Raw genomic sequence first — 13,645 nt, forward strand, 5'->3', positions numbered from 1 at the left:
TAGCGAAAGAAGATTAACATTAGGAAAGGAAGAAAACGATGATCAGGGAAGCAACGAAAAGAGATGTAGCATATATTTTAGACATTTATAACGATGCGATACTTTATACAACAGCTGTATATGCATATAAACCTGTAACCCTTGAAAATAGAATAGATTGGTATGAACAAAAAAAGGCTGATGGCTATCCAATTTTCGTATACGAACTAGATAATAAAGTAGTAGGATTTGCGACATTCGGCTCATTTAGAGCGTGGCCTGCTTACAAATATTCAATTGAACATTCTGTGTATGTTGATAAGGAATATAGAAAAAATGGAATTGGCTCCTCTTTGATGGAAAAATTAATCGCAACCGCAAAAGAAAGAGAATATATGACCTTAATTGCTGGAGTCGATGCGGAAAACGAGAAAAGTATAGCCTTGCATCAAAATTATGGATTTGTTCATGCCGGAACAATACAAAAAGCTGGTTATAAGTTTAATAGATGGCTAGATTTAGCCTTTTATCAATTGGAGCTTAACGGGCCTGAAAATCCTATAGAAGATTAGAAGTTTTTCGTGAAAATGAATGTTTTAGGTAGCAAGGAGTAATTCATGCTACCTTTTTCTAATTGTCATTACAAATATAACCTGTCAAAAAAGGTTTTTTATATTCCATATTGAATTATTAGAAGGTGATATAACGATGTGAAAAGAGGAATGGAAATGGAAACTGTCATTCAAAAAATGAAAGAGATACAAGTTGGTCATGTAGGAGTAGCTATTTATTCTACAAAAAACGAATGTATAATTATTTCATATAATAGTGAATTATATATTCCATTAGCATCGGCAGCAAAAGTAGTAATTGGATTTGTAGCAGCACAAATGGTGAAGGAAAATAAACGTAATTGGAATGATATACTTCATCACATTAAATTTCATCCACATGAAGATAGTGCACAGTTATATCCGCATCTACAAGGAAGAAGTACTTTAACACTTAGTAAAGCAGTAGAAGTGATGATAGCTTGTCACGACAGTTATATTGCTCACTCGGTTGTAAAGCACTGCGGTGGATGGGATGCTGTGAAAATAAATGCTCAAACGTATTTTTCAAAAATTTATATACAAGAGAATGCTAGAGATGAGAAAAATATTGGAGAATTAAATCAAGTTCTTTCGCTTTTAGTACATATTTTTCAAGGCTATAAAGTAGAACCAGCAGTATGGGAACCAATTATCAATGGAATGGTAAGACAACAAGGGGATTATGAAAGTATACCGTATTTTCATTTAGCTCATATGACAGGTGGATTGCCCACAGCTACAATAAATATTGGTATAATGGGAATGTTTAACGAATTCCCGTTTCTTTATGTAATTGGGGGAAAAGATTTACCCGAGCGAGTTCATAATATAGAGGTTGATGAAACTATTGCAACAGCTTTGAAATACATTTACAAAGCATATAGTGAAAGCATGCTAGGAGTGAGCGATTGAAACGAAACTTAAAGACTTCAACAATTATTATTTTAATTGTAACGATTATTGCTCTTGAAGTTGGAATCGCACTATATGATCACAATTTGTCATTAGATACCATTTACTTTGCAGCGATTCTTATTTGTATTGTATTGCTTTTTGGTACACGTGTTTCTGAAGAGAAAGAACGTACATCGAAACAGAGACGAAGAAAAACGGCTCTAATATTTTGGCCATCTATTTTAATGTTAATTACTAGCTTTGCAGCTATAAGTTATGTACGAACAGGCTATGTCTCTGTACCTGGGATAATTGGTTTTTCATGTTTTGTTACATATGGTGGATTTGTATTCATTAGTATTTTAAAAAGGCGAAATAAAAATTAGATGCAATTTACTAAGTTGAAAGGAAGAAATATATATGAAACACATAGAGAATGGTACTCGTAATGAAGGAGAATACATTAGAAATAAAGTCATTCAATATAATATGTCCATCTTAACAGATGAAGTAAAGCAGCCGATGGAACAAGTAAGCCTTGTAGTGAAAGATGAGGAAGGGAAAATCTTTGGCGGCGTAACAGGAACGATGTATTTTTATCATCTTCATATCGATTTTTTATGGGTTGATGAATCCGTTCGTCATGATGGTTATGGAAGTCAACTGATACATAAAATCGAAGACATTGCGAAGGAAAAAGGATGTAGACTCATATTACTAGATTCATTTAGTTTCCAAGCACCGGAATTTTATAAAAAGCACGGTTACCGAGAATATGGTGTCGTTGAAGATCACCCGAAAGGGTATAGTCAACACTTTTTAGAAAAGAGATTATAATAATATTATGTATACTAGTTGATGGGAGAAAGAATATGTACACGTATAAATTACAACATGAACGACCAATCTGTGCAGAGAAAATAAAGAAGCTTTACGACTCTGTCGGTTGGTGGCCAGAAAGAAAAGAAATCGATATTGAAAAAATGTTAAAGAATAGCATAGCAATTGGGGTATGGAAAGAAAATGAGTTAATTGGGTTTACTAGAGTCGTTTCAGATGGTGTTTTTCGAGCGTACATAGAAGATGTTGTCGTACATGAAGGTGTAAGAAATAAAGGCATTGGAGAGAATATGCTTACAATGTTACTGGAAGAGATATCTCATATTGATATTGTTAGTCTATTTTGCGGAGAGAAACTCATAAATTTTTATGGGGAACAGCAATTTAAAGCGACGAAGCAAATTGTGATGCATCGTAATCAAATAGTGAAAGAATAAGAGGTGCCATTTAAAATGAATGCAACGAGAGCATATTGTTTATCAAAAAGAAAAGCGACAGAGGATTCTCCAAATGGCTGGAGTGCAACATGTATGAGACTCAATAATAAAATATTTGCGATAGTGAACCATGAAGAAGGTGAAAAAGCTGCGATTACATTAAAATGTGATCCTGAGCTCGCTTTACGAATAAGAGAAGATTATCCAGACACAATAATTCCAGGGTATCATATGAATAAGAAACATTGGAATACAGTGTATATACATAAGGGAGTAGAACAGGAGCAAATTAATAAAATGATCGATTGGTCGTATGAGTTAGTACTACAATCATTTTCAAAGAAAAAGCAGCAAGAGTTAATGGATTAATATGTATTAGGGGTGGATATAATGAAAGACGCAGTCAAAGATACGTATGATAAATTAGCGAGTACATATAAAGAAAATATAGATTTGGCAAATCCATATAATAGTTATTATGAAAGACCTGCGATGATGGAGATTATTCCAAGGGAACTAGAAGGGAAGAGAATACTAGATGCTGGATGTGCCGCTGGATGGTATACTTCTCAATTCGTAGGAAGAGGGGCTAACGTTACAGCAATTGACATAAGTCCTGAAATGGTAAAAGCCGTAAAAGAAAGTATGGGAGAAAAAGCAACGTTCCTTTGTCACGATTTGCAAGAAACATTGCCATTTGAAAATAATACGTATGATATCATTGTAAGTTCGTTAACTCTTCATTACTTAGAAAATTGGACGCAAGTATTTCAAGAATTTCAGCGCGTATTGAAGCCGGGTGGAGAACTTATATATTCCGTTCATCATCCTTTTATGGATTTCACAAAGTTTACATGTGAAGATTATTTTGAAAAACAATTATTAGTAGATACTTGGGTTAAACCAAATATTACAATAGAAGTTAGTTTTTTTAGGAGGTCGCTCCAAGACATAATCAATGAAACAACAAACTATTTTGTATTAGAAAAAATAGTGGAACCGAAGCCGATTGAAAAGATGAGAGAAGTAGACAGAAAATCATATCATTATTTAAGTACAAATCCACATTTTCTTATTATGAAAGCAAGTAATATATAGCTAGTAAAATGATTGTATTTTACTAGCTATTTGCAGTTTTACATAATGAATTAGGAGCTTTTGAAATGAATATAAAACGAAATCAATTACTATATGTAATATTTACTATAGTTGTTATTATGTTAGGTCTTAGTTCTAGAAAGTTTGCTTTTGCGTTACCTCATTTATTAAATGATTACTTAGGTGATGCTTTATGGGCATTAATGATTTTCGTTGGATTCGGATTTTTGTTTCCTAAAATAGAAACGAAGAAATTAGCTTTTATGAGTTTAATATTTTGCTACGGGATTGAAATTAGCCAATTGTACCATGCACCTTGGATTGATAATATTCGTGCAACGACTATAGGTGGACTCGTTTTAGGTTACGGATTTTTGTGGAGTGATGTAGTTGCTTATACAATTGGTGTTGGAGTGGGAATGCTTTGTGAATTTATGTTACGGAAGAAATAAGTGAATTTTAAAAGGGGTATTTATATATGGAGGATATATTAGAAATTGCAAAGTTTTGGTTTCAAGATAAAGATGTCACAACTACTGAAGTTCAACCAAATGTAACGAAGATTCATTGTAATAATAAAGCGTATATTTTAAAGGAAATGAGATCGATAAAACAGTTTCTAGTTGAACTAAATGTATTAGAACAGCTTGATGAAAAAGGAGTTAAAGTACAAAAACTAGTAAAAACGAGAAATGATGAAAGGTACGTATTTTATAAAGAGAAATATTATTGTTTGTACGAATATATTGGTGGGAGTGTATTAGAAATAAAAGATACAGAAAAACTAAAAAAGCTAGGAAGTACAATTGGAGAGAAGATAGCTAATTTACATCAAGCACTACATTCAGTGAATAGTGCTAACGAGTTAATAAAAAGAGAATTGTATAAAGTGGTATACGAATGGGCCTTACCAATTTTAGAAAAGAATGCATCTGTCCATCGGAATGTCGTTCGAAAAATGGATCAAATACGTACAGTTTTCAAGGAAACGGTTCACCCACTACCGAAACAAATTATTCATCGTGATATGCACTTATCGAATGTAATTTTTCATGATAATGAATTTCAAGGATTTATAGATTTTGAACTTTTAGAAAGCAATGTAAGAGTATTCGATTTATGCTACTGCTGTACAAGTATATTAAGTGAGCTATTTAGTGATGAAACAGGAAGAGGGAAATGGTTACATATTGTCAGCAAAATCTTTGAAGGATATTATAAACAAAGCATTTTAACGAGAGAAGAACTGCAATCCATTTGGTATGTCATGCTTTCTATTCAAGTTATCTTTATTACTTATTTTGTTCAGTTACCAAATTTATTAAAGTTGAATGAAGAGATGTTCTTCTGGATTTTTGCAAATAAGGAAGATATTGAAGAATCTATAGTAAGGACCGTATGAATATGAAAAAAATCATATTAATTGGTTCTGGTGGTTCAGGAAAATCTACATTAGCAAAGCAGTTAGGAAATAAACTAAATATTAAGGTGCATCATCTTGATGCATTGTTTTGGAAAGCGAACTGGGAAGGTGTTCCTCGAGAAGAACAAAGAAAAGTTCAAAAAAACTTAATTAAAGAAGAAAAGTGGATTATTGATGGGAATTATGGCGGGACGATGGATTTAAGACTGAATGCAGCGGATACAATTATCTTTCTTGATATTCATAGAACGATTTGTGTTTATCGTGCTTTTAAAAGAATTGTACAATATCGAAATAAAACAAGACCGGATATGGGTGCCGGATGTGAAGAAAGACTTGATTTACAATTCTTTAAATGGATATGGGAGTATCCGAATAAGAAAAAACCTACCATTTTAAAAAGACTAGATCAATTAAGTAAAGGAAAAGAAGTGATTATTTTAAAATCTCCAAATGAAGTGAAACGGTTTTTGAAGAAGTACGATAAGATAAGTAGTTAGATTTTAAAAAGAAGTAATATGGGGGGATACTATTGAATACATTCATTCGCTCGATTGATTCTAATATGATGGAAATTCCAGCAGGAGAGGTAGTATTAAGAGATGATCGAATAAAAAAAGAATGGCAAGTTCAAATAAAACCATTTCTTCTTGCAAAGTATGCTGTAACAATGGAAATATATAATGCTATTACAAATCCTATATTAAATAATGATAAAGATAGTAATAAACCAATTGTAAATATTTCATGGAATGATACAATTGCTTTTTGTAATTTACTTTCTAAACAAGCGGGATTAACAGCGTATTATTCTATTAGTGATGATGGAAAAAAGGTTAGTTGTAATATAGAATCTGACGGCTACCGATTGCCATATGAGGCAGAGTGGCAATACGCATGTAAAGCAGGTACGACGGGATATACATATGGGGAACTTCAGAAAATAGCGTGGTATAATGAAAATTCAATTGGACAAATTCATGACGTCGGTAAAAAAGAGCCGAATGCATGGGGACTTTATGATATGTTAGGAAACGTTTGGGAATGGTGCTATGATTTGTATGATGAAAAAGTGTACGGATCGTACCGAATTTTTCGTGGTGGTAGTTGGGCTGAAGCAGCTAGAGGTTGCGGTGCGACTTGTCGCCGTCGTAGCCATCCTACATTTCATATAGACGATCTCGGTTTTAGGCTTGCTAGGTCAATTGGGCAGGAAAATGATACATAAAATACCGTGAAGAGTATGGAAAATATCCATACTCTTTACAACATAGAAATTTTAAAATGTAAGGAGTATTTTGAATGGCACGTATTTTATTCATTAACGCTGGATCAGAAGGACATATAAATCCAACATTACAAGTTGTAGAAGAACTGATTTCTCGCGGTGAAGAGGTCGTTTATTTTTCAATAGAGGCTTTCAGGGAGCGTATTGAGAAGACAGGTGCTACTGTACGAACAATAGATGATCAAAAATTTATACAAGCATTTCTTTCCGGTGGTCGAAATTATTTACAGGAAAGAATAAACGGCCTTCTACATACAGCAGATATTGTAATACCTAGTGTTTTAGAGCAAATTGAAGGAGAATATTTTGATTACATGATCCACGATTCTATGTTTGGCTGTGGTCATTTAATTGCCCAAATTCTTAATCTTCCGGCCATAAATTCCTGTACATCTTTTGCGCAGGATGAAAAATCATTTAAACAAATGTTAGACCATCTTTCTAAAAATATCCCAGTGGAAGTGCAGAATAGAATACATAATGATTTTCAAAACTTAACTAGAGAAATTGCAGGAAAATATGGTGTTGAAATAAATTCACCGTATGAAGTTTTCTGTAATCCAGCACCGCTTACTATTGTGTATACGATTAAGGAGTTCCAACCTTTTGGTAATACGTTTAATGAAACATTTAAATTTGTAGGTCCATCTATTTCTGCACAAGGGGAAAATGAAGATTTTGATTATACTTCAATTGAAGAACAAATCCTGATTTACATTTCACTAGGTACTGTTTTTAATGAAGCAATTAATTTTTATAAACTTTGTATGAAGGCATTCGAAAATAGTAAACATACAATTGTTATGTCTATTGGTAGTAAAACGAAAATAAGTGATTTAGGTGATATTCCTAAAAACTTCATTGTGAAAAACTATGTACCGCAAGCTGAACTACTTACATATACAAAATTATTTATTACACATGGCGGGATGAACAGTATGCATGAAGGGCTATATAACGGGGTTCCACTCGTTGTAATTCCGCAAAGTGCAGATCAGCCAGTAATCGCAAAGCGAGTGGAGAGTCTCGGAGCAGGAGTTAAATTGCAAATGCAAGGATTAACTGCGAATCAACTTAGTAAAAGTGTAGAAAAAGTATTAAGTAATCCATCATATAAAGAAGCTGCTTTGAATTTGAAGGAGTCTCTCCGAAAATCAGGTGGGTATAAGCAAGCTGTTGATGAAATCTTTAAATTTACAGGCCGGTATTAAAACTATATATGTGAAAGGGTGTCTATATTAAATGATGTAGACACTTTTATGTATATGAAGCGAGGAATTGATTATATGGAAATAATGAAAATATTAAATGTGAATTTTGAAGATATGACAGCTACACCATTTTTTCAAGTGGAGGAAAAAAATAGAATTAGATTCGATATAGAATTATTTGAGGGGAATTTGAGGGAATTAAGAGGACTACTGACTGAACTTTTTAAAAGCCCCGATACAATTGACGTTTCATTTATTTCCGGATATATAACATATGGTAAAAGTAAGAGAGTAAAGGAGAAAACAAAAATTGGAAGGTTCATGAAGATTAAAAATTGGACCGAAACGCAAGTAGACGTTGATGATCTTGAAAGTACAATCATATTTACTACGATTAAAGGTGTCCATGAAGATGAAGTATATAAGTATTGCAAGTATGTCGTTAATGGTGGTCAGCAAGCTTATATTTCTTTTTATAACGATACTTATTTGTTGTATATAAGTACAGACGTAATTGAAATTATTTCACCAGATACAAGTTTAATAGAAAAATTAAAAATCCAATACTATGAAGAGTATGACAAGTTTTATGAAACTATTTTGAAACATTAAGGATTATTCGCAATACATAAGTAATTTCACGTATCCAATAGAGACATATATTGAATATGGAAATGGAAGGGTGTTACAAAAAATATAATCTTACATCGCTATGCATATCAAGTTGATTAACAAATATTTCGAGAAGACTTGGTGCAATCCATCCGCGTATACAAAATGCTTTTATCTGGCCTTTTTTTACAAGATTTATAATTGCTATTGCGAACTTTTACTTTATAATTTTAAGATGTAGTTTTATGTGTTAGTAATAATTTCACTGTTTCTGCACAACTTCTGCACGTGTTTAGGTAATTTCTATGTCATGATATATTCAGTAAGTGAAATATATCACATGGAATGAAATATTTCTTTACTACGGTGTATGCATAACTTACGCATACAACACTACAATATTGTCTCGTGTTATTCTTTTACATCAAAGCCCACATACACTACGAAGTATAACAAGAAGGGGACATGAACATGAATAATCGAATTTTAAAACATCTACAGAACATGAAAATGAACAAAAAAAGTCTAGGAGCTGTTGCATTAACAGCCGGAATTATCGGCACGACACTTATTCCTCAAAATGCTTACGCGCATGGTTTTGTTGAAAAGCCTGGTAGCCGTTCCGCTTTATGTAGTCCAACTTATGGTGCACTAAATGTAAACTGCGGAAGTGTTATGTATGAACCACAAAGCTTAGAAGCACCAAAAGGATTCCCGCAAGCTGGTCCAGTTGATGGACAAATCGCTTCTGCAGGCGGAAAATTTGGTGGTATTTTGGATCAACAAACAGCAGACCGTTGGTTTAAAAATACAATCACTGGCGGAGAAAATACGTTTACTTGGAAGTTTACAGCGCCACATTTAACAAGCAAATGGCACTACTACATTACTAAAATAGGCTGGAATCCAAATAAAGCACTAACAAGAGCAGACTTTGAGCCAATTGGAACTGTACAACATGATGGTTCCGCAGCTTCAAATAATGTAGCACACAAAATCAATGTACCTACGGATCGTAGTGGCTACCATGTGATTTTAGCTGTATGGGATGTAGCTGATACAGCAAATGCGTTCTATAATGTAATTGATGTAAATCTCATCAATAATGTGAAACCAGACACAGAAGCACCAAGTATTCCAAATGGAATTCAGACACAAAAAGTAACAGCGAATAGTATAGAACTAACATGGAACACTTCTACGGATAATGTAGGAGTAAAAGGGTATCAAATCTTCCGTAACGGAGAGATGATTGACACCGTACCAGGCACTCATTTTATTGATAAGACATTACAATCAAGTACAGAATACTCTTATACTGTAAAAGCAATTGACGCAGCTGGCAATGTATCGAAAGAAAGTACAGCGCTTACAGTAAAAACAACATTTGAGGCTCCTGATACAGAAGCACCAACACAACCAAAAGGATTACATAGTATGGGAACGACAGCGTCAAGTGTGGACCTAATGTGGAGTCCATCTGACGATAATGTTGGTGTAGACCATTACGATATTTATAGAGAAATAGAAGGAACAATGAAAAAAATCGCAACATCTAATACGACTTCTTATATGGATAATAATTTACTCGCTAATAAGACTTATAAATATGTAGTGAAAGCTGTTGATGTAGCTGGAAATGAATCCGTACAAAGTGATATATTCACAATTACTACAAAAACTGAAAGCGTTTCATATGGAGAGTGGGATGCAAAGAAAGCGTATAAAAAGGGTGATAGAGTCCTATACGAAGGAAAAGTGTATGAAGCAGTACAAAATCATCAAGGAAATGGGGATCCAAACTGGATTTATGCTTTATCCTTATGGAGAGCAGTGTAAGTTTTATCTCAAAATGAAATAAAAGATCATGGGCTTTGATGCAAAAAAGGAAGCTTGAGAATTCACTATTCTGTTTATAAAAAAGACGACGTATTCAGCGTCGTCTTTTTTATAAATTTTACTTTCCTCCATTAAATGATGATAAATTCCGTAATTAAACAAAAGCGTTATTTTAATAAAAAAAGGGGAAATGAGAAATGTATAGAAAAATCGTTGAGTATGATTCTAAAATGTTTTTAAAAATGTGGTGAGTGAAAAAAAGAACCCTTTATAAAAGGGGTTCTTCTGGTGAGTGGATCTATTAATTATAATCTTGGTAATATTCATCACATGAATCGTTATTATCGTTACAGCAAATACAAAATGTTTTTTGGACAAATAAACTAACTATACTAGTAGAACCTTCCTGTTTTGTAAGAGTAAGACTTTGAAAATCTTCAACTTGAAATATTTTTGTTTGAACAGGTTGTAATGTTGTAGTAATTGGGCGGCTAGATTTTCTTGTGAGAATAGTTACTTGAACGGGTGCACTCATTCCGACGACGAATAACTGAATTAATGTTTTATTATGATTGTTTGTGAAATCCTCGAATACAGTTTGTGGAGCAGTGGTTTCAAGGAAAACAGATACAGGTATATTTCCATTTGCATTTTCTGCAGAACCAGCAATTGTATGAGTTTTAATAAAACAGTTATTTTTTTGATCGTCCGAATGTGATTGTTTTTTATAATATTTTTTACCATCTTTATAAAAGTAATTAGCCATATTTATGTTGCTCTCCTTTCTTTGAGATATCAATATATATTATTAAACAAAAGGAAAGAGTGCTTGTACAAAAGGTTAACATCCGCTATCGTAAATAATTGAAAACGCTATTTGATATGTATACTATTTGAGAATGTTTTAGTTTTTAACTAAAAATAAAGCACACATTAAAGTGTGCTCCTATGAAAGCTTTAAATTTGTATGACTAGATAGTCACCATACAATAAAATATGCTTATTTAATATAAATGTGTGTCGAATCTATAAAAATATATTTCGGCTTACATTGTATTTTTATTACCGAATTTGTGCAACCGTTAACGCTGCCGAACGAATGTCTACAGTACCAATTACTTCAACGGGTACAATTTGAATTAAATCACCAGGGTTTAAGTTAATGAGAATGACACCACTGGATACATCAACTTCACCAGTGCCAAAAATATTAGAACGGACTGCGGTTCCAGATCCTGCAATAATATTAGTTGATGAGTTTAGTGTCAAGAAAAATCGTGCTGCTTCCGGTGCTACGGGGACATTATCAAGGCTAATTGTTAGTGTATAACTAATTTGATATATGCCAGCTATCTGAATTCTAATACCAGTTCCAATACTAATTGTATCATTTATTACGGGAACGGTAATATTAGGATTTGGCCCTGTACTAGGTAATAGTAGTGGCGTGAATAATGTTGCAAATTGAGGTGAAGTAGCATTGAAAGCAAAACCAAGGGCAGGTAGTGTACTAGGGGCTTGTGCACCACAATTAAAGTGCGTGAATTTACGACTAGATGAGAGCATATTTTCACTCCTTTCTTTCATTTAGATAACGTAAGTAATAATCTCACGTTTTGGACAAGCATAATACAATATATGAAAATTTATAGTACAAAGTGCAGAAGTGTTACTATTACGGATAATTTTTAATTTTATATAGAATAAAAGCAGCTAGCCGAATTAGCAAACTACTTGGTAGGTTTTTAAAGAGAAAACAGGAGAATATTGACGGGATATAGGTCTTTATTCAGAGGGTTCAAATACCATTAAAGAAAAAAATATAGCATACCGCATTCCAAATCATGCAATCTAAATAATTGTAAAGGTTATATATTATAAAAACTATATAAATAGTCCTCTTGAAAAATGTTGAAATTGGCTAGCAATACAGGGGTAGGTGTAATAGTACCAATTTTTAATTTTATATAGAAGTCACTATTAGGTACATGAATGTATGACTCTCAATACATGGGGATTAAATTTTTTGTACAAGAATTTCATCTTGCGGGTCGTTGGTTTTAATAACTCGAAAGCGGTAGGAACATTATACTGCCAGCAAATTGAAGGTTTATAGATATGATATTAGAATATCTACCAAAAATAATTCAAAACGAATAAGATACAAAAAAGGTTACTATAAGAATACTTAATGTAGATTCATATAGTAACCTTTCTATTATGATAATACTTTCGTCATAAGTATATGTGAAATGCCATCTTCCATAAATACATTGGAAGAAGTTTGATAGTTTAATTTTTTATAAAATCCTTCAGCTTGTGTTTGCCCGTGTAGTTTCACTTTTGTAGCTTTTTTGCTACGGGCAATTTCTTCTAACGTTTGAATAATTACTTTACCTAATCCGTATGTACGATAATCTTTTAAAATACAAATGCGTTCTAATTTTCCGGCACCATCAACAAATCGTATACGACCTGTACCTACAGGAAGTTCATTATAATAAACTAAAATATGTTTACATTCTTCACCAATTTCATCAAATGTATCGAATTCATCTTCAAGAGGGACACCTTGTTCTTTTATAAATACTTCTTTTCGAATGTGAAAGGCAGTTTCTAAATCTGTAAGTTCTGTTATGAGTTTGGATTGCAAATTGTTCAGTCCTTTCTAGTGTAATCAGCTTTTGTTTTCATAGTATATCATAATAAATACCTATAAAGAGAAGAAGAAAATAATAAAAAGCCGACTTTAAAAAGTCAGCTTTCATTATAGTTCCTTTATCCCGTTTTTAGTACCGATAATCGCTTTCCTTGTCATATTTATAAACAATCCTGAATCAACTACACCAGTAATCATTTTTAATTGTTCGTGTAAATTAGCAGGATTAGATATATGATTAGGAAATATACAATCGATAATCATGTTATTATTATCGGTAATAAAGGTTCCATTATTTTTTATACGTAACGTTGTTTGACACCCTAAAGATTGAATTTTACTTTCGGTTTGTTTCCATGAAAAAGGGATAATTTCAACAGGCAATGGGAAATTACCTAAACGAGCCACAAGTTTTGATTCATCAGCAATAATAATGAGTTCTTTAGAGGAGGAGGCAACAATTTTCTCACGAAGTAATGCGCCACCGCCGCCTTTTATAAGCTGTAAATCGGAATCAATTTCATCCGCTCCATCAATTGTAAGATCAAGACTTTGTACGTTATTTAAAGAAATCAGCGGGATGTTTAGTTGCTTTGCTAAAGCTTCAGTTTCCTTTGATGTTGGTACAGCTTGAAAGTATAGCCCGTCTTGTACAAGTTGACCTAATTTTTGTATCGTCCAATATACGGTAGATCCTGTGCCTAGTCCAATGTTCATTCCATCTTTTACAAAGTTAGCAGCATATTCGCCAACAAGTTGTTTTAAATTCATC

General features: G+C 32.9%; 18 protein-coding genes. 14 read left to right on the top strand and 4 right to left on the bottom strand.

What is annotated here, in order from left to right; all coding sequences use genetic code 11:
- Nucleotides 1–38: 38 nt before the first annotated feature.
- From JDS95_RS16150 to JDS95_RS16215, 14 genes are all read left to right on the top strand, one after another.
- The gene (locus tag JDS95_RS16150; protein ID WP_000617534.1) at nt 39–551 is read left to right on the top strand and encodes a GNAT family N-acetyltransferase; all 513 of its coding nucleotides are present in this window, start codon (nt 39–41) and stop codon (nt 549–551) included.
- Between the two features lie 156 nt (nt 552–707).
- A complete protein-coding gene (locus tag JDS95_RS16155; protein WP_000450776.1) occupies nt 708–1,484 on the top strand; it encodes a serine hydrolase in 777 nt (258 codons plus the stop codon).
- The gene (locus JDS95_RS16160) at nt 1,481–1,852 is read left to right on the top strand and encodes a hypothetical protein (RefSeq protein WP_000828015.1); all 372 of its coding nucleotides are present in this window, start codon (nt 1,481–1,483) and stop codon (nt 1,850–1,852) included. The genes JDS95_RS16155 and JDS95_RS16160 overlap by 4 nt, the downstream gene beginning before the upstream one ends.
- Before the next feature lie 34 nt (nt 1,853–1,886).
- Entirely contained in the window at nt 1,887–2,303 is a 417-nt protein-coding gene (locus JDS95_RS16165; RefSeq protein WP_000680421.1) for a GNAT family N-acetyltransferase, read from the top strand.
- A 35-nt stretch (nt 2,304–2,338) separates the two neighbouring features.
- Nucleotides 2,339–2,743 (top strand): GNAT family N-acetyltransferase, encoded by a 405-nt coding sequence (locus tag JDS95_RS16170; protein ID WP_000288962.1) that lies wholly within the window; start codon nt 2,339–2,341, stop codon nt 2,741–2,743.
- 15 nt (nt 2,744–2,758) lie between these two features.
- On the top strand, nt 2,759–3,112 hold the full coding sequence (locus JDS95_RS16175) for an MmcQ/YjbR family DNA-binding protein (RefSeq protein WP_000994632.1): 354 nt from the start codon (nt 2,759–2,761) through the stop codon (nt 3,110–3,112).
- Between the two features lie 21 nt (nt 3,113–3,133).
- Complete coding sequence (locus JDS95_RS16180) at nt 3,134–3,841, top strand: class I SAM-dependent methyltransferase (RefSeq protein WP_098631748.1); 708 nt, start codon at nt 3,134–3,136, stop codon at nt 3,839–3,841.
- A 65-nt stretch (nt 3,842–3,906) separates the two neighbouring features.
- On the top strand, nt 3,907–4,293 hold the full coding sequence (locus JDS95_RS16185; protein WP_097837805.1) for a ribosomal maturation YjgA family protein: 387 nt from the start codon (nt 3,907–3,909) through the stop codon (nt 4,291–4,293).
- Nucleotides 4,294–4,319: 26 nt separating this feature from the next.
- Nucleotides 4,320–5,243: a phosphotransferase enzyme family protein gene (locus tag JDS95_RS16190; RefSeq protein ID WP_199690667.1), complete on the top strand. Its 924-nt coding sequence runs from the start codon at nt 4,320–4,322 to the stop codon at nt 5,241–5,243.
- Nucleotides 5,244–5,245: 2 nt separating this feature from the next.
- A complete protein-coding gene (locus JDS95_RS16195; RefSeq protein ID WP_144467106.1) occupies nt 5,246–5,764 on the top strand; it encodes a DNA topology modulation protein in 519 nt (172 codons plus the stop codon).
- Nucleotides 5,765–5,796: 32 nt separating this feature from the next.
- Nucleotides 5,797–6,492, top strand: a complete 696-nt coding sequence (locus JDS95_RS16200; protein ID WP_199690672.1) for a formylglycine-generating enzyme family protein — start codon at nt 5,797–5,799, stop codon at nt 6,490–6,492.
- Between the two features lie 74 nt (nt 6,493–6,566).
- On the top strand, nt 6,567–7,763 hold the full coding sequence (locus JDS95_RS16205) for a macrolide family glycosyltransferase (RefSeq protein WP_199690673.1): 1,197 nt from the start codon (nt 6,567–6,569) through the stop codon (nt 7,761–7,763).
- 75 nt (nt 7,764–7,838) lie between these two features.
- Nucleotides 7,839–8,375: a hypothetical protein gene (locus tag JDS95_RS16210; RefSeq protein ID WP_033661315.1), complete on the top strand. Its 537-nt coding sequence runs from the start codon at nt 7,839–7,841 to the stop codon at nt 8,373–8,375.
- 471 nt (nt 8,376–8,846) lie between these two features.
- Nucleotides 8,847–10,214, top strand: coding sequence for a lytic polysaccharide monooxygenase (locus JDS95_RS16215; protein ID WP_199690674.1), 1,368 nt, complete (start codon nt 8,847–8,849; stop codon nt 10,212–10,214).
- Nucleotides 10,215–10,515: 301 nt separating this feature from the next.
- On the opposite strand, the gene JDS95_RS16220 is transcribed toward JDS95_RS16215, so the two are convergent.
- The 4 genes from JDS95_RS16220 to rpiA form a co-directional block, all read right to left on the bottom strand.
- Nucleotides 10,516–10,980 carry a hypothetical protein gene (locus tag JDS95_RS16220; protein WP_000024960.1) on the bottom strand — a complete coding sequence of 155 codons (465 nt, stop codon included), beginning with the start codon at nt 10,978–10,980 and terminating at the stop codon, nt 10,516–10,518.
- Nucleotides 10,981–11,276: 296 nt separating this feature from the next.
- Nucleotides 11,277–11,780, bottom strand: coding sequence for an exosporium protein ExsF (exsF, locus tag JDS95_RS16225; protein WP_000953228.1), 504 nt, complete (start codon nt 11,778–11,780; stop codon nt 11,277–11,279).
- A 652-nt stretch (nt 11,781–12,432) separates the two neighbouring features.
- Complete coding sequence (locus JDS95_RS16230) at nt 12,433–12,867, bottom strand: GNAT family N-acetyltransferase (protein WP_001190874.1); 435 nt, start codon at nt 12,865–12,867, stop codon at nt 12,433–12,435.
- 114 nt (nt 12,868–12,981) lie between these two features.
- The gene (gene rpiA, locus JDS95_RS16235) at nt 12,982–13,644 is read right to left on the bottom strand and encodes a ribose 5-phosphate isomerase A (RefSeq protein ID WP_001050006.1); all 663 of its coding nucleotides are present in this window, start codon (nt 13,642–13,644) and stop codon (nt 12,982–12,984) included.
- Between the last annotated feature and the right edge of the window lies 1 nt (nt 13,645).

Origin of the sequence: Bacillus cereus group sp. N24, assembly GCF_016483345.1 — a bacterium.
GTDB classification, from domain to species: Bacteria; Bacillota; Bacilli; order Bacillales; family Bacillaceae_G; genus Bacillus_A; species Bacillus_A toyonensis.